Origin of the sequence: Paracoccus zeaxanthinifaciens ATCC 21588, assembly GCF_000420145.1 — a bacterium.
GTDB lineage: Bacteria > Pseudomonadota > Alphaproteobacteria > Rhodobacterales > Rhodobacteraceae > Paracoccus > Paracoccus zeaxanthinifaciens.
Map to the genome: position 1 here is coordinate 21,918 of NZ_ATUJ01000016.1, position 14,857 is coordinate 36,774.

Sequence of the window (14,857 nt, forward strand, 5' to 3'; positions counted from 1 at the left end):
AGAAATGAAAAAATCGGTTTTCCTGGGCACGGCAGCCGCGGCGACGCTGATCGCGGGCATGGGTGTGGCGCAAGAGGGATCGACCCTGGCCCAAGTGCAGGAACGTGACGAGCTGAACTGCGGCGTGAACACCGGCCTCGTCGGCTTCGCGGCACCGGATGCGAACGGCAACTGGACCGGCTTCGATGTCGCGCTGTGCCGTGCGGTCGCCGCCGCCGTGCTCAGCGATTCGTCGAAGGTGAAATTCGTGCCGACCACGGGTCAGACCCGCTTCACGGCGCTCAGCTCGGGCGAAGTCGACGTGCTGGCGCGCAACTCGACCTGGACCTATTCGCGCGACACCGACCTCAAGCTCGATTTCGCGGGCGTGAACTACTATGACGGCCAGGGCTTCATGGTCCGCAAGGATCTGGGCGTGACCTCGGCCAAGGAACTGGACGGCGCGACCATCTGCATCCAGACCGGCACCACGACCGAGCTGAACCTCGCCGACTATTTCCGCGCGAACCAGATGGACTACACCCCGGTCAACATCGACAGCAACGCCGAGGGCGAGCAGCAGTACATGGCGGGCGCCTGCGACGCCTATACCACCGACGCCTCGGGGCTGGCCGCGACCCGCGCCGCCTTCGCGGATCCGGAAAACCACATCATCCTGCCCGAGATCATCTCGAAGGAGCCGCTTGGCCCGGCAGTCCGCCACGGCGACAACAACTGGGGCGACATCGTGGGCTGGACGCTGAACGCACTGGTCGCGGCCGAGGAATACGGCGTCACCTCGAAGAATATCGAGGAGCTGTCGAAATCCTCGAACAACCCCGAGGTCCAGCGCCTTCTGGGTTCGACCGACGAGCTGGGTGCCATGCTGGGCCTGGACGCCGAATGGGCCAAGCGCGCCATCCAGGCGGGCGGCAACTATGGCGAGATCTTCGCCGCCAATATCGGTGAGCAGACGCCGATCGGCCTGGCCCGTGGCCTGAACGCGCAGTGGACCCAGGGCGGCCTGCTCTACGCGCCCCCGTTCCGCTGATCCGGGACAGGGCCGGTCCCGTTCGGGGACCGGTCCGACCCTCGCGCCCGCGCGGGGGTCACTTTCAACGATAAGCCCGCCGCCTTATCAAAACGGCGCAAAGCCGATGGCGGGTGACAGGGGAAAATTTCTATGACGGACCTTCCGGCGCCGGCGAATCCGCCGTTCCGACCGAGCATGCTGATCAACGATCGGCGATATCGGTCGCTGACCTTCCAGGTCGTCGTGTTCATCCTGGTCATGGCTGCGGCCTGGTGGCTGGTGGATAACACGATCCGCAACCTTGCGGCACTGGGCAAGACCTTCGATTTCGGCTTTCTCTGGAACCGCGCGGGATACGACATCCCGCAGACTCCGATCCCCTATACCGCGGACGACACGCATTTCCGTGCCGCCGCCGTGGGCCTTCTGAACACGCTGATCGTCTCGATCCTGGGCTGCATCGCGGCCACGGTCGTCGGCATCGCCGTCGGCGTCGCGCGCCTGTCCAACAACTGGCTGTTCGCGCGGCTGATGACCGTCTTCGTCGAGATCTTCCGCAACATGCCGCTGCTGCTGTGGATCCTGATCATCTATGCGATCTTCACCGAGATCCTGCCCGCGCCGAACGCCTATCGCGGCGAGGACCCGGCATGGTCGATGATCCTGTGGGACAATGTCGCGCTGACGAACCGCTACACCGCGATCCCCACCCTGGGGATGACGAACGACCCGGGCAGCCTGGATCTGGGCGCGCGCATCACGATCAGCTGGGCCACCATCGCGATCGTCGCGGCGCTGGTCCTTGGCTGGATCGTGCGCGGCCGCATCCGCGATCACGCGCAGAAGGTGCAGGACAAGACGGGCACGCGCCCGACCACCTGGTGGAAGTCGCTGGCCGTCATGACCGTGCCGACGCTGCTGCTGATCTGGTATTTCGGCCTGCACCTGGTTCCCCCCTCGCTCAAGGGGTTCAACTTCTCGGGCGGCCTGAACGTCGCGAACGCGCTGGTCGCGCTGTGGCTGGCGCTGACGCTCTATACCGCGGCGTTCATCGCCGAGATCGTGCGCGCGGGCATCCTGGCCGTCAGCAAGGGCCAGTCCGAGGCGGCCTTCGCCCTGGGCATGCGTCCCAAGCGGACGATGAACCTGGTGATCCTGCCGCAGGCGCTGCGGGTCATCATTCCGCCGCTGATCTCGCAATACCTGAACCTGACCAAGAACAGCTCTCTGGCGATCGCGGTCGGCTACATGGACCTGCGCGGCACGCTTGGCGGGACCACCCTCAACCAGACCGGCCGAGAGCTGGAGGCCATCCTTCTGATGATGCTGACCTACCTGGCGCTCAGCCTGATCATCTCGGCGGGGATGAACGTCTTCAATTCCCGCGTGAAGCTGAAGGAGCGGTGAGATGAGCGATACCCACGCCCAGACCGTCGCCTTCGTGCGCGACACCATGCTGCCCGCCGCCCCGCCGCCCGCCCAGCAGGCCGGCGCGGTCCGCTGGCTGCGAGAGAACCTGTTCTCGGGGCCGGTGAACACGGTGCTGACCCTGCTGGGTCTGGCCATCATCTGGTTCCTCTATGTCGCCTTCGGGGACTGGTTCGCCCATTCCGTCTGGAATGCGGACAGCCTGCCCGAATGCCGCGACATCATCGCCCAGACCTGGGGCGAGGGCGCGCGCGGCGCCTGCTTCGCCGTCATCCGCGAACGCTGGAACCAGTATGTCTTCGGCTTCTATCCGCCCGAGCTGTACTGGCGGCCGGTGATGACCTTCGGCCTGCTGATGGTCGCGCTGATGCCCGTCCTGTTCGGCGCATCGCTGTCGATCCGGCGGATCGTGCTGTCGGCAACGGTCGCGCTGACGCTGCTGGCGATGATCGCGCTTGGCGCGCCCATCGTGTGGCTGGTCTTCGCCGTCGCGATCATGGCCTTCGCCTTCTACGCCTCCGAGACCGAGATCACGCGGCTTCTGCCCTTCTCGGCGCTGTTCCCGCTTCTGGGGGTCTGGCTTCTGTGGGGCGGATCGCTCTGGGGTCCGATCTTCGTGCTGGTGGGGCCGGTCCTCGGCTGGATCACCTGGCGCGTGCTGTCGCCGCGCTCGGCGATGCTGGCCACGATCATGGCGGCGCTGGTGACGGTGGTCTTCTGGCTGTTCGTCGCGGGCGACGCGGCGGGCGATGCGCAGAACCTGCTGCCGATGGGGATCCCCGCGGTCGCCTCCAGCAGCTTCGGCGGGTTCCTGCTGTCGATCACCATCGGCGTGGCGGGCATCGCCCTGTCGCTGCCCCTGGGGATCGTGCTGGCGCTGGCGCGGCGTTCGGACATGTTCCTGATCACGACCTTGGCCGTCGTCTTCATCGAGTTCATCCGCGGCGTGCCCCTGATCACGCTGCTGTTCGTGGCGTCGCTTCTGCTGAACTACTTCCTGCCGCCGGGGACCAGCTTCGACATCATCCTGCGCGTCATCATCATGGTGACGGTCTTCGCCGCGGCCTACATGGCCGAGGTGATCCGCGGGGGCCTGGCCGCGCTGCCCAAGGGCCAGTACGAGGCCGCGGACGCGCTCGGGCTGGACTACTGGAAGGCGCAGCGGCTGATCGTGCTGCCGCAGGCGCTGAAGATCTCGATCCCGGGGATCGTCTCGACCTTCATCGGCATGTTCAAGGACACGACGCTGGTCACCTTCGTGGGTCTGTACGATCCGCTGAAATCCATGTCCGACGCGGTGCGCGCAAGCACGTCCTGGAAGGGTATCTACTGGGAACCCTACATCTTCGTCGGCTTCATCTTCTTCCTCATCTGCTTCGGCATGTCGCGGTACTCGATGTACCTGGAACGCCGTCTGCAGCGTGGTCACCGTTAAGGACAGGATCATGAACGAAACCATCACCCGCCAGATCGACCGGAGCCACATGACGGTCAGCGACGAGGTCGCGATCGAGATCCGGAACATGAACAAGTGGTACGGCACCTTCCACGTGCTGCGCGACATCGACCTGACCGTGCATCGCGGCGAACGCATCGTCATCGCGGGCCCCTCGGGGTCCGGGAAATCGACGCTGATCCGCTGCATCAACCGGCTGGAGGAACATCAGGCCGGCCATATCGTCGTGGACGGGGTCGAGCTGACCAGCGACATCAAGAACATCGACAAGGTGCGGTCCGAAGTCGGCATGGTGTTCCAGCACTTCAACCTGTTCCCGCACCTGACCGTGCTGGAGAACTGCACGCTTGCGCCGATCTGGGTGCGCAAGGTTCCCAAGAAGCAGGCCGAGGAGACGGCCATGCACTTCCTGTCCAAGGTCAAGATCCCCGACCAGGCCCACAAGTATCCGGGCCAGCTGTCGGGCGGGCAGCAGCAGCGGGTCGCCATCGCGCGGTCGCTGTGCATGCAGCCGCGCATCATGCTGTTCGACGAGCCGACCAGCGCGCTGGACCCCGAGATGATCAAGGAGGTCCTGGACACCATGATCGAGCTGGCCGAGGAGGGGATGACCATGCTGTGCGTCACCCACGAGATGGGCTTCGCCCAGGCCGTGGCGAACCGCGTGATCTTCATGGATCAGGGCCAGATCGTGGAGCAGAACGAACCGGTCGAGTTCTTCAACAACCCCAAATCCGAGCGGACGAAGCTGTTCCTCAGCCAGATCCTCGGGCACTGAACGGGGCCACAAGATGCGCAAAGGCGGGGAGCGATCCCCGCCTTTCGTCGTTTCGGGGCCTGCCTTGTCAGCTGCGCCCGTCGAAACGGATGAAATCCATCACGCTGCCATTGCCGGGGGCGATGTCGGCCCAGCTCTCGACCTCGAAATCGACGACGAGGGTCGCCGCGGTCGGATAGCTGCGGAACTCGGGGTCCAGCGGCGCGCGCGCAGGCAGCATCGCCGCGAATTCCGAGATGCCGGGATTGTGCCCGATCATCATCACCGTGGGCTGGGTGGCCGAACGCAGCACCGCCAGCATCCGGTCCGGCCCCGCATGATAGAGGGATTTCTCGAAGCGCATCACGGGCCGCACTTCCAGCGGTGCGCCGGACACCACGTCCCAGGTCTGGCGCGTGCGCGTCGCGGTCGAGCACAGAACCTCTTCGGGTTCGTAGCCGCGGCTTGCCATCCAGTCGCCAAGCGCGCGGGCGGAACGGCGTCCGCGTTCGTTCAGGGGCCGGTCGTGATCGTCCAGCGTCGGATCGTCCCACGCCGATTTCGCGTGTCGCGTCAGGATCAGTCGGCGATGTCCAAGCGGGGTCATGTTCGGGTCAGCCCTTTCGTGCCGTGGCAGGAATCGCAGCCTGCCACAGCCCGTCTTGTCCCCGCAAGCGCGTTACAGGCCGCTTGCGCCCTGCCGCAGGCCGCGCGGCTTGACGCGCGGTTCGGTCGTGCGGATCAGCGAGCCCGCGCCATGCTCGGTGAACAGCTCCAGCAGGCAGGCGTTCTGGACGCGACCGTCCAGGATGACGACCGCGCGGACGCCGTCCTCGATCGCCTTCAGCGCGGTCTCGGTCTTGGGAATCATGCCGCCCGCGATCTGGCCGTCGGCGATCATGTCGCGCACCTGGTCCGGGGTCAGCTGGGTCACGACCTCGCCCGAGGCGTCCTTGACCCCCGCCACGTCGGTCAGCAGCAGCAGGCGATCGGCCTGCAGCGCACCGGCGATGGCGCCCGCGGCGGTGTCGCCGTTGACGTTGAAGGTCTCGTTGTCCTCCATCCCCGTGGCGACGGGGGCGATGACCGGGATCATCCCCGCGCCATAGAGGTCGCGGATGATCTGGACGTTCATCTCGACGGGGCGGCCGACGAAGCCCAGTTCGGGATCGTCCGCCTCGCAGACCATCATGTCGTCATCCTTGCCGGAGATCCCGACCGCGCGGCCTCCGGCATCGTTGATCGCCTGGACGATGCGCTTGTTCACCAGGCCCGAGAGCACCATCTCGACGACCTCGACGGTCTCCTTGGTGGTGACGCGCTTGCCGCGGACGAAATTGCTCTCGATGCCCAGCTTGCCCAGCAGTTCGTTGATCATCGGGCCGCCGCCATGGCAGACGATGGGGTTCATGCCGACCTGCTTCATCAGCACGATGTCGCGGGCGAATTCCGCCATCGCATCGTCGTCGCCCATGGCGTTGCCGCCGAACTTGACCACGACCACCGCGCCTGAATAGCGCTGCAGATAGGGCAGGGCTTCCGAAAGCGTGCGTGCGGTGGCGATCCAGTCCCGGTTCATGTTCTGCTTTCTCATCCCTTGATCCCCGTGATTAGGGGCGGACCCTAGGACGCGCGGGCGGTTCAGTCCAGCCCGGCGATGATGGCGCGAAGCGTGGCGATCCCGTCGGCCTTCTCGGACGAGGTGACGACCAGCTCGGGGAAGGCGGCGGGGTGCTTCTGCAGCTCTTCCTCGCATTGGGCGATGACCGGCTTGATCGCGTTCGGGCCCAGCTTGTCGGCCTTGGTCAGCACGACCTGGAAGGGCACGGCAGAGCGGTCCAGCAGGGTCATGATCTCGTGGTCGACGGGCTTGATGCCGTGGCGCGAATCGATCAGGCAGAAGGCGCGGCGCAGCGTCGGCCGCCCCGCCAGATAGGATTTCAGCAGCGTCTGCCATTTCTGGACGACCGGCAGCGGCGCCTTGGCAAAGCCATAGCCCGGAAGGTCGACCATGAAGGCGCGCTCGCCCAGCTTGAAATAGTTGATTTCCTGCGTGCGGCCCGGCGTGTTCGAGGCGCGGGCGATGCCCTTGCGGCCGGTCAGCGCGTTGATCAGGCTGGACTTGCCCACGTTGCTGCGGCCCGCGAAGCAGATCTCGGGGCGGTCGGCGGGGGGCAGGCCGTCCATGGCGACGACACCCTTGAGGAAATCGACCGGACCCGCGAACAGCTGGCGCGCGGCTTCGGCGACATGGGCTTCGGGTTCGGGGGCGACGGGGAAAGAGACCTTCATGCGGTAACCTGATCCTGAAGGCGGATCGTGCCGCCGGTGACGACCTCGGCAAAGACGCCGAAATCGGTATGTCCATAATTCTGGCGCAGCGCGTCCAGCATGTCGATGTCGCGCTGGCCGGTGGTCGTGTCGATGCTGGTGGCCTCGCAGCGGGTCACATGGTCGGTGACGCGCAGCTCGACCTCGCCCAGGCGGATGACGCGGCCGATCCAGTCGCGCTCCTCGAAGGGGGCGAGGCCCTCGATCCACAGGTTGCCGCGCCAGCGACGATGGCCCGCGACAAGGCCCGTGCGGGCCTCGAGGTCGCGCAGGCTGTCCAGCGACAGGATCGACAGCCAGGGCCATTTCTGGTCGGTCCAGATCGCCGCGCCGCGGAGAAGGCGCGTCGGCGCGGGGCCGTGCCACAGCGGGCGCAGCCAGTCGATCAGGCGCGGCCCCTCGGTTTCGGGATCCAGCGTGATGGTGCCCGCGCGGGGATGTGCAAGGTGCAGAAGCCCGTCGCGCCAGCCGCCGTCGATGGCCTGCAGATCGGCCGAGGCGACGCCGCGCAGAAAGGCGGATTTGGGCAGCCAGCGATCCGGCTGCCCTTCGGTTTCACTGGCAATGGCCAGCCGCTCGCCCGCCTCGGTCAGAACCGCCCATTCGCGGTCGCCCGGCATGCGGGTGGCGGGCTGCAGGCGCACCGCGTCCAGCCCCTCGCCTCCGATCGACTTGACCGGATGGCGACGGATCATGGCCAGACGCGGCGCGCCCATCACTTGCCCTTGCCGCGCGACGGCAGCGAGGCGCGGATGTTGCCGAACAGGTCGGGCCGGTGGCCGTGCATCGACATGATCGTGTACTGCTGGATGATCGTGATCGTGTTGTTCGTGATCCAGTACAGGACCAGCCCCGAGGCGAAGCCGCCCAGCATGAACATGAAGATCCAGGGCATCAGCGCGAAGATCATCTTCTGCGACGGGTCCTGCGGCGTCGGGTTCAGACGCTGCTGCATCCACATGCTGACACCCAGCAGGATCGCCAGCGCCGGCAGCGACAGCGAGTGCAGAAGCGTGCCTTGCGCCGGTGCCGCGAAGGGCAGGACGCCGAACAGGTTCAGCAGGCTGGAGGGGTCCGGCGCCGAGAGGTCGCGGATCCAGCCGATCCAGGGCGCGTGGCGCAGTTCGATCGTGACGAAGATCACCTTGTAGAGCGAGAAGAAGATCGGGATCTGCAGCAGGATCGGAAGGCAGCCCGCGGCGGGGTTCACCTTCTCGCGCTTGTACAGCTCCATCACCTCTTTCTGGAACTTCATCCGGTCGTCGCCGGTGCGGGTCTTGATCTCCTCCATCTGGGGCTGCAGTTCCTTCATCTTCGCCATCGAGATGTAGGATTTGCGCGCCAGCGGGAAGACCAGCATCTTCAGCACGACGGTCAGCGCGATGATCGCCCAGCCCATGTTGCCGATGATGCCGTGCAGGAAGTGCAGCAGGCGGAAGATCGGCTTGGTCAGGAAGTAGAACCAGCCCCAGTCGATCGAGTCGACGAAGCCCTGGATGCCCAGGTCGTCCTCGTAGCCCTTGATGACCTCCCAGACCTTGGCGCCGGCAAAGAGATAGCTGTCCGAGGATGCGGTCGCGCCCGGCTGGACGGTCTGCATCGGGAAGCGGGCCTCGGTCTGGTAGATGTCGGCGCCGTCGGCGTATTTCACGACCGCGGTGAAGGCCTGGCCCGGTGCGGGTGCCAGCGTCGTCATCCAGTACTTGTCGGTGAAGCCGATCCAGCCGTTCTCTTCGACCTCGAAGATCTCGGCGCGGCCCTCGCGGGGCTGTTGTTCGAAATCGGGCAGGTCGTCGTAATCCTGTTCGATCAGGGTGCCGTCCTGCATGCCGACGACGCCCTCGTGCAGCACGAAGAAGTTCTGCGTGTCGGGTTCGCCGTGGCGGGCGATGATGCCATAGGGGGCGGCGGCGAAGGCCTGGTCGCCGTTGTTCTCGACGCTCTGGCTGACGGTGAACAGATAGTTGTCGTCAAGCGCGAAGGTGCGGCGGAAGACCTGGCCCGCGCCGTTGTCCCATGCCAGCGTGACCGGGTTGCCGGGCGACAGGGTCTCGCCCTGTTCCAGCGTCCAGACGGTCGCGGGGTTCGGGACCAGCGACGGGTCCGTGCCCGCGCCGGGGGTCCAGCCATAGACGGCGTAATAGGGCTTCGAGACGCCGGATTCGATCGCGGCCTCGGCCGTGGCGGAAGAGGGCGACAGAAGGCGCACATTGGGCGAGCTGTCGTCGTTCTCTTCGCGGTAGCGCAGCAGCAGCAGGTCGTCCACGCGACCGCCGGCCAGCGAGATCGAGCCTTCCAGCGCGGGCGAGTCGATCGCCACGCGGCCCACGGGCTCGTCGCCCGCGGTCTCGGGGGTCTCGGCCAGGTCGGCGCCGTTGCCCGCGGTCGTGGCGGGGGCAAGGGGCTGGTCGGGCATGCTCTGCTCGGCCACGGGCTGTCCCGAGGGTTGATCCGTGGCAGGTTCCGGTGCGAACACCGTGTACCAGACCATGATCACCAGGAACGACAGCACGGTCGCCAGGATCAGATTGCGGTTGTTGTCGTCCATTCCGTCACCACCGTCATCGCGTCAGTCGCGCCGGTTCAACAGAACGGACCCCGAAAGGTCAAGCGGAATTGGGCTTTCGCGGCCCTTGGCGGGGCTGCGCGGCCCGTGAAAACGTGGCGTTCAGCCCCGTTTCGCGATCTGCGGCAGCTGCGATGCGGCGGTCGCCTGCGCGGTCAGGAAATCATGCGTCGCCGACAGCGGCATGGGTCGCGCGATGGCATAGCCCTGAACCTCGTCGCAGCCCATCTGCGCGAGGAAGGCGTATTCCTCGCGGGTCTCGACGCCCTCGGCCAGGGCGGCGATGCCCAGCCGCTCGGCCAGGGCCAGGATCGCAAGGATCATCCGCTGCTGGCCCGCATCCACGTCGCAGGCGGTCACGAAGCTGCGGTCGATCTTGATGCGGTGGATGCCGAACTGCCGGATCGCGTCCAGGCTGGCATAGCCCGTGCCGAAATCGTCCAGGTCGATACAACAGCCGGCCTTGGCCAGCTTGCCCAGGTTCACCCGCGTTTCGGCATTGCTGGTCACGGGCCCCACGCTCTCCAGAACCTCGACCACCAGCCGGGCGGGCGCGATCTCGTGGCGGTCCAGTTCCCACAGCAGGCAATCGGCGAAGCCGCGGCTGGACAGTTCGCAGTTCGAGATGTTGATCGAGACGGTCGGCACGTCGAAGCCCGCCCGGTCCCATGCCTTCAGCGCCTGCATGGACTGCGCCAGCATCACCAGCGTCAGGCTGTTGTGATCGGCATCGCCCATCTGCGGCATGAAGGCGCCGGGGGGCAGAAGCCCGCGCTGCGGGTGGTTCCAGCGGGCCAGCGCCTCGAAGCCGGTGATGCGGCCCGAATGGCAGCATTGCTGGGGCTGGAAGAAGGCCTCGAACTCTCCGGCGCGGATGGCGTCGGAAACGGTGGCGGCCAGGTCGCCCGAGGCAAGCGCGGGATCGTGGGCATACATCGTCATCCGCCCAAGCGCGCTGTCGGGCAGCCCGCGCATCCGGCGCAGCGCGTTGTCGGTCATCAGCGTGACATCGGGCAGGTCGGGCGCGTCGGCATGGACCAGCACGCCCGTCAGCACCGGCGTCACGTTGCGCCCGCCAAGGGGGATGGTCCGCTGGCCCAGCTGGTGCAGCCTGCGCCCCACCTGCATCGCGTCGCGTTCGGACCGGTCGCGCAGCACCACCGCGAACAAGCCCGGCCCCACGATCTGCAGCGGGTCGCAGGGCCTGACCGCCCCCCCGAGCGTCATGGACAGCTGCACGATCAGGTGGCTGACCGCCGTCTTGTCGAGGATCTGGGACAGGCTCTCGATATTCTCGAGCCGCAGAAGAAGCACGCTGCGCGCAAGGTCCTGCGGATCGGCCGGTTTCGTCAGCCTGCGGAACGGCGAGAGGATGCGATCGAGTTTCTTGGACATGCCGGACCTTTCACGGAATCACCGACACGAGCATTAGACCCGATTGCTTGTCGTTCCGTTAATGTTCCTGCGTTCCACGCCCCAGATCGGGCACCGGATCGGCATTTTCGGCCGGATCGCCCGGGAAAAGTCCCGAAAAATCGAACAGTTTCGGATCCAGCAGATGCGAGGGGCGCACGTTCATCAGCGACCGGAACATCACCTGCCGGCGTCCGGGGGTGCGTGCCTCCCATTCGTCCAGCATGCGCTTGACCTGGACGCGCTGCAGGCCCTCCTGGCTGCCGCAGAGATCGCAGGGAATGATGGGATAGTTCATGGCCCGCGCGAAGCGGTCGCAATCGTCCTCGGCCACATAGGCCAAGGGGCGCAGGACCGTCAGGTCGCCATCCTCGTTCAGCAGCTTGGGCGGCATGGTGGCCAGCCGCCCGCCGTGGAACAGGTTCATGAAGAAGGTTTCCAGCATGTCGTCGCGGTGGTGGCCCAGCACCACGGCGGAACAGCCTTCCTCGCGCGCGATGCGATAGAGATTGCCGCGACGCAGCCGCGAACACAGCGCGCAATAGGTCCGGCCGGCGGGCACCTTCTCCTTCACGATGGAATAGGTGTCCTGGTATTCGATCCGGTGCGGAACGCCGCGTTCCTTCAGGAAGGCCGGCAGCACCGTCGCCGGAAAGTTCGGCTGCCCCTGGTCCAGGTTGCAGGCCAGCAGCTCGACCGGCAGAACGCCGCGCCACTGCAACTCGTGCAGGATCGCCAGCAGGGTATAGCTGTCCTTGCCGCCCGACAGGCAGACCAGCCAGCGGTCGCCGGGGCGGACCATGCCGTAATCCTCGATCGCGGCGCGGGTCTCGCGCACCAGGCGCTTGCGCAGCTTGCGGAACTCGGTCGAGGAGGGGGCGCCCGCGAAGAGCGGGTGGATATCGGAATCGTCAGCGTCGTCCAGCATCGCGAACCTTCTGGTCGTGGTCCGGGTCGGCGCCCGGCACGGGGTCATAACCTTGGCCGCCCCAGGGGTGGCAGCGACCGATGCGGCGCAGCGTCAGCAATCCGCCCCGCCATGCACCGTGACGTTCGAGGGCCTGCAGCGCATAGGCCGAGCAGGTCGGCTGGAACCGGCAGCCGTGACCGACCCAGGGGGATGCGACAAGCCTGTAGGCACGGACGGGCAGGGCCGCGATCCGTGCAAGGGGGCTCATCTGTGCACCTTGCGCAGGGCGCGGCGCAGTTCGTCCTGCATCTGGGCGAAATCGCGGGTCGCGGTGGCCTCGGGGCGGCCGACCAGCACATAGTCCCAGCCCCGGCGGCCGTCCTGCGGCAGCACGAGGCGCGCGATCTCGCGCAGGCGGCGCTTGGCGCGGTTGCGCGCCACGGCATTGCCCAGCTTCTTCGAGCAGGTGAAGCCGATGCGCAATTCCCCGTCATCCCCGCGATCGCGGGCCTGAAGCAGGAAGGCTGGCATCGGCGTGCGCGACGCCTTGGCGCAAAGAAGGAAATCGGCGCGTTTCGCGATCACCTTCGGCATGGACGCAGACATGCGAAATGCCGCCCGGTCTGCATCCGGCGACGTATCGTCTGCGGGATGGGGCAGGGGCGGCATCTCGAGTAGTCTTGCAGGCAGCAAAGCCGCCGACAGGATCGCCTAGGCGATCACGCCGACAGACGCTTGCGGCCCTTGGCGCGACGGGCGTTCAGCACGCGACGGCCGCCTTTGGTGGCCATGCGGGCGCGGAAGCCGTGACGGCGCGCACGAACGAGGTTCGAGGGTTGGAAGGTGCGCTTCATGGTCATACTCCGGTGTCGTATCTTGCGGATGGTCACCGTACGGGGCAGGTTGCAGAAAACTGCCCCGCGCCACGGCGCCGGTCATTCGAAGCCCGCTCATTAGTGAAGAACCTTCCGCGCGTCAACCATGCAAAACGGGTTCGACGATGCCCAAATAGACGTGGAACTTCGGTTCAATCACATTCGTTTGATGTGCAATCCATGACGGATCCATCCCAAAAGCGGCTGCCTGCGAAGAAAAGACCACGATAACATGAGACTGAACACGATCTCTGGCCGATTCGCCGCCTTGACGATGATGTTCGTCCTGCTGGCCGAGCTGTTCATCCTGCTGCCGTCGCTGGCGGGATTCCGGCTGGACTACCTCGAATCGCGGCTGGAACGAGCGCAGATCGCAAGCCTTGCGCTGCTGGCCACCGACGAGACGCTGGCCTCCGACCTGGAATCGGAGCTGCTGCAGAACGCTGGCGTGTTCAACGTGGTCCTGCGGCGCGACGACATCCGCCAGCTGGTCCTGTCCTCGCCGATTCCCGGCCCGGTCGTCGCGACATACGACCTGCGCGAGGATGGCGTGATGCAGACCATCGACGATTCGCTGATCGCCATCGCCGATTCCGAGAACCGCGTGATCCGGGTGATCGGCTCTCCCGTGAACCAGGCGGGCCAGCTGATCGAGATCACGATGGAGACCCTGCCCCTGCGGCAGGCGATGGTGGAATATGTCCTGCGGCTTCTGGCGGTGTCGGCGCTGTTCTCGATCCTGACGGCGGTGCTGCTGTTCCTTGCGGCGCAGCGCATGATCCTTGCGCCGATTCGGCGGGTGATCACGCATATGTCCGCCTATGCCGGCGCCCCCGAGGATGCGCGCAGCATCATCATCCCCGATGCCCGGCTGGAGGAGCTGCGCGAGGCCGAGACCGCGCTTCAGACCATGCAGCAGACCGTGACCTCGTCGCTGAAACAGAAAGAGCGCATGGCCCAGCTGGGGCAGGCGGTCGCCAAGATCAGCCACGACCTGCGCAACATCCTGACCACGGCGCAGATCTTCGCCGACCGGCTGGAGGACAGCGCCGACCCCAAGGTGCGGCGGGCCGCGCCCAAGCTGGTGAACTCGATCACGCGGGCGGTGAACCTGTGCGAGACGACGCTGGCCTTCGGCAAGGCCGAGGAACCCGCGCCCACGCTGTCGCGCTTCAACCTGGCCCAGCTGGCACAGGAGGTCGTCGAGGCCGAGACCCTTGCGGGCGAGGCTGCGGGCAAGGTCGATTTCCTGACCGACATTCCCGGCGGCATGATCCTGCGCGCGGATCGCGACCAGCTGTATCGCGTGCTGTCGAACCTGGTGCGCAACGCGCGGCAGGCGATCGAGGGGACGGGCCAGAACGGCACGATCGAGCTGAGCGCGGGCGAGGGCGAATCCGACTGGTGGATCCGCGTGGGCGACAGCGGGCCGGGGCTGCCCGAAAAGGCGCGGGAATACCTGTTCAAGCCCTTCTCGGGCAGCACGCGCCGCGGAGGGACCGGGCTTGGCCTGACCATCGCCGCCGACCTCGTGCGTGGGCACGGGGGCAGCCTGAACCTGATGCGCAGCGACGAGGACGGGTCGGAATTCTGCATCAAGCTGCCGCGCGACCTGGCGCAGATGCCAGCGCGCGAGGGTGCCCCCGCCTGACGCCGCGTTCCTGGCGTTGCCTGCGAAAAGTTTCGACACCCCGACGAATGGGCCTTGCGTCCCCCCGCACCCACGGTTAGTAACCGCCCTCACAGACGGACCCGTAGCTCAGCTGGATAGAGCACCAGACTACGAATCTGGGGGTCGGGCGTTCGAATCGCTCCGGGTCCGCCATTTCCCCATAATCCAAATCGACGCATCGCCAGTGCCCTGGGGCATATTGCGCGTCCTTCGGTTCGATTCGATGCCATCGGCAGCGTGGGGACCGTTCAAGAAGTGTGTCCGAAAATATCCCGCCGAATTCGTCACATACTTGTCGGAATGCCCCTTGCAGCCGCCGGCGACCGCGGTTAGTAACCGCCCACACAGACGGACCCGTAGCTCAGCTGGATAGAGCACCAGACTACGAATCTGGGGGTCGGGCGTTCGAATCGCTCCGGGTCCGCCATTTCCCCATC

The 14,857-nt window shown here is 66.2% G+C and carries 15 protein-coding genes and 2 tRNA genes; 7 read left to right on the forward strand and 10 right to left on the reverse strand.

The features are described 5' to 3' along the window. Positions 1 to 4 precede the first annotated feature (4 nt). The 4 genes from F804_RS0113305 to F804_RS0113320 all read left to right on the forward strand — a co-directional run bounded on the left by F804_RS0113305 (position 5) and on the right by F804_RS0113320 (position 4,674). A complete protein-coding gene (locus tag F804_RS0113305; RefSeq protein ID WP_022708243.1) occupies positions 5 to 1,030 on the forward strand; it encodes an amino acid ABC transporter substrate-binding protein in 1,026 nt (341 codons plus the stop codon). A 132-nt stretch (positions 1,031 to 1,162) separates the two neighbouring features. Then, positions 1,163 to 2,419 (forward strand): amino acid ABC transporter permease, encoded by a 1,257-nt coding sequence (locus tag F804_RS0113310; protein WP_022708244.1) that lies wholly within the window; start codon positions 1,163 to 1,165, stop codon positions 2,417 to 2,419. A 1-nt stretch (position 2,420) separates the two neighbouring features. Beyond that, the gene (locus tag F804_RS0113315) at positions 2,421 to 3,875 is read left to right on the forward strand and encodes an amino acid ABC transporter permease (protein ID WP_022708245.1); all 1,455 of its coding nucleotides are present in this window, start codon (positions 2,421 to 2,423) and stop codon (positions 3,873 to 3,875) included. 10 nt (positions 3,876 to 3,885) lie between these two features. After that, positions 3,886 to 4,674: an amino acid ABC transporter ATP-binding protein gene (locus tag F804_RS0113320; protein ID WP_022708246.1), complete on the forward strand. Its 789-nt coding sequence runs from the start codon at positions 3,886 to 3,888 to the stop codon at positions 4,672 to 4,674. A gap of 67 nt (positions 4,675 to 4,741) precedes the next feature. Here F804_RS0113320 and F804_RS0113325 read toward each other — a convergent pair whose 3' ends face one another. From F804_RS0113325 to rpmH, 10 genes are all read right to left on the reverse strand, one after another. Then, the gene (locus F804_RS0113325) at positions 4,742 to 5,260 is read right to left on the reverse strand and encodes a SixA phosphatase family protein (protein ID WP_022708247.1); all 519 of its coding nucleotides are present in this window, start codon (positions 5,258 to 5,260) and stop codon (positions 4,742 to 4,744) included. Between the two features lie 72 nt (positions 5,261 to 5,332). Then, positions 5,333 to 6,232: an acetylglutamate kinase gene (gene argB / locus F804_RS0113330; RefSeq protein WP_028725977.1), complete on the reverse strand. Its 900-nt coding sequence runs from the start codon at positions 6,230 to 6,232 to the stop codon at positions 5,333 to 5,335. Between the two features lie 62 nt (positions 6,233 to 6,294). Further along, complete coding sequence (yihA, locus tag F804_RS0113335) at positions 6,295 to 6,945, reverse strand: ribosome biogenesis GTP-binding protein YihA/YsxC (RefSeq protein ID WP_022708249.1); 651 nt, start codon at positions 6,943 to 6,945, stop codon at positions 6,295 to 6,297. Next, on the reverse strand, positions 6,942 to 7,700 hold the full coding sequence (locus F804_RS0113340; RefSeq protein ID WP_022708250.1) for an MOSC domain-containing protein: 759 nt from the start codon (positions 7,698 to 7,700) through the stop codon (positions 6,942 to 6,944). The genes yihA and F804_RS0113340 overlap by 4 nt, the downstream gene beginning before the upstream one ends. Then, positions 7,700 to 9,532: a membrane protein insertase YidC gene (gene yidC / locus F804_RS0113345; RefSeq protein WP_022708251.1), complete on the reverse strand. Its 1,833-nt coding sequence runs from the start codon at positions 9,530 to 9,532 to the stop codon at positions 7,700 to 7,702. Before yidC ends, F804_RS0113340 begins: the two co-directional genes overlap by 1 nt. Before the next feature lie 120 nt (positions 9,533 to 9,652). Next, on the reverse strand, positions 9,653 to 10,945 hold the full coding sequence (locus F804_RS17030; RefSeq protein WP_022708252.1) for an EAL domain-containing protein: 1,293 nt from the start codon (positions 10,943 to 10,945) through the stop codon (positions 9,653 to 9,655). A gap of 58 nt (positions 10,946 to 11,003) precedes the next feature. Further along, positions 11,004 to 11,891 carry a tRNA 2-thiocytidine(32) synthetase TtcA gene (gene ttcA / locus F804_RS0113355; protein ID WP_022708253.1) on the reverse strand — a complete coding sequence of 296 codons (888 nt, stop codon included), beginning with the start codon at positions 11,889 to 11,891 and terminating at the stop codon, positions 11,004 to 11,006. After that, the gene (gene yidD, locus F804_RS0113360; protein WP_022708254.1) at positions 11,875 to 12,141 is read right to left on the reverse strand and encodes a membrane protein insertion efficiency factor YidD; all 267 of its coding nucleotides are present in this window, start codon (positions 12,139 to 12,141) and stop codon (positions 11,875 to 11,877) included. The genes ttcA and yidD overlap by 17 nt, the downstream gene beginning before the upstream one ends. Next, entirely contained in the window at positions 12,138 to 12,479 is a 342-nt protein-coding gene (rnpA, locus tag F804_RS0113365; protein ID WP_028725979.1) for a ribonuclease P protein component, read from the reverse strand. The genes yidD and rnpA overlap by 4 nt, the downstream gene beginning before the upstream one ends. Before the next feature lie 113 nt (positions 12,480 to 12,592). Beyond that, positions 12,593 to 12,727: a 50S ribosomal protein L34 gene (gene rpmH, locus F804_RS0113370; RefSeq protein WP_028725980.1), complete on the reverse strand. Its 135-nt coding sequence runs from the start codon at positions 12,725 to 12,727 to the stop codon at positions 12,593 to 12,595. Positions 12,728 to 12,980: 253 nt separating this feature from the next. Between rpmH and F804_RS0113375 the strand changes: the two genes are divergently transcribed. From F804_RS0113375 to F804_RS0113385, 3 genes are all read left to right on the forward strand, one after another. Further along, positions 12,981 to 14,399: a sensor histidine kinase gene (locus tag F804_RS0113375; RefSeq protein WP_022708257.1), complete on the forward strand. Its 1,419-nt coding sequence runs from the start codon at positions 12,981 to 12,983 to the stop codon at positions 14,397 to 14,399. A 97-nt stretch (positions 14,400 to 14,496) separates the two neighbouring features. Continuing rightward, positions 14,497 to 14,573: transfer RNA gene (locus tag F804_RS0113380), tRNA-Arg, on the forward strand. Positions 14,574 to 14,770: 197 nt separating this feature from the next. After that, positions 14,771 to 14,847: transfer RNA gene (locus F804_RS0113385), tRNA-Arg, on the forward strand. Positions 14,848 to 14,857: the final 10 nt, after the last annotated feature.

Bases quoted from the DNA above. Each gene is read 5' to 3' on its own strand.
- yidD (WP_022708254.1), bottom strand. From the start codon at position 12,141: ATGAGCCCCCTTGCACGGATCGCGGCCCTGCCCGTCCGTGCCTACAGG.
- F804_RS0113305 (WP_022708243.1), top strand. From the start codon at position 5: ATGAAAAAATCGGTTTTCCTGGGCACGGCAGCCGCGGCGACGCTGATC.
- F804_RS0113340 (WP_022708250.1), bottom strand. From the start codon at position 7,700: ATGGGCGCGCCGCGTCTGGCCATGATCCGTCGCCATCCGGTCAAGTCG.
- rnpA (WP_028725979.1), bottom strand. From the start codon at position 12,479: ATGTCTGCGTCCATGCCGAAGGTGATCGCGAAACGCGCCGATTTCCTT.
- F804_RS0113310 (WP_022708244.1), top strand. From the start codon at position 1,163: ATGACGGACCTTCCGGCGCCGGCGAATCCGCCGTTCCGACCGAGCATG.
- F804_RS0113375 (WP_022708257.1), top strand. From the start codon at position 12,981: ATGAGACTGAACACGATCTCTGGCCGATTCGCCGCCTTGACGATGATG.
- yidC (WP_022708251.1), bottom strand. From the start codon at position 9,532: ATGGACGACAACAACCGCAATCTGATCCTGGCGACCGTGCTGTCGTTC.
- F804_RS0113325 (WP_022708247.1), bottom strand. From the start codon at position 5,260: ATGACCCCGCTTGGACATCGCCGACTGATCCTGACGCGACACGCGAAA.
- rpmH (WP_028725980.1), bottom strand. From the start codon at position 12,727: ATGAAGCGCACCTTCCAACCCTCGAACCTCGTTCGTGCGCGCCGTCAC.
- argB (WP_028725977.1), bottom strand. From the start codon at position 6,232: ATGAACCGGGACTGGATCGCCACCGCACGCACGCTTTCGGAAGCCCTG.
- yihA (WP_022708249.1), bottom strand. From the start codon at position 6,945: ATGAAGGTCTCTTTCCCCGTCGCCCCCGAACCCGAAGCCCATGTCGCC.
- ttcA (WP_022708253.1), bottom strand. From the start codon at position 11,891: ATGCTGGACGACGCTGACGATTCCGATATCCACCCGCTCTTCGCGGGC.
- F804_RS0113315 (WP_022708245.1), top strand. From the start codon at position 2,421: ATGAGCGATACCCACGCCCAGACCGTCGCCTTCGTGCGCGACACCATG.
- F804_RS17030 (WP_022708252.1), bottom strand. From the start codon at position 10,945: ATGTCCAAGAAACTCGATCGCATCCTCTCGCCGTTCCGCAGGCTGACG.
- F804_RS0113320 (WP_022708246.1), top strand. From the start codon at position 3,886: ATGAACGAAACCATCACCCGCCAGATCGACCGGAGCCACATGACGGTC.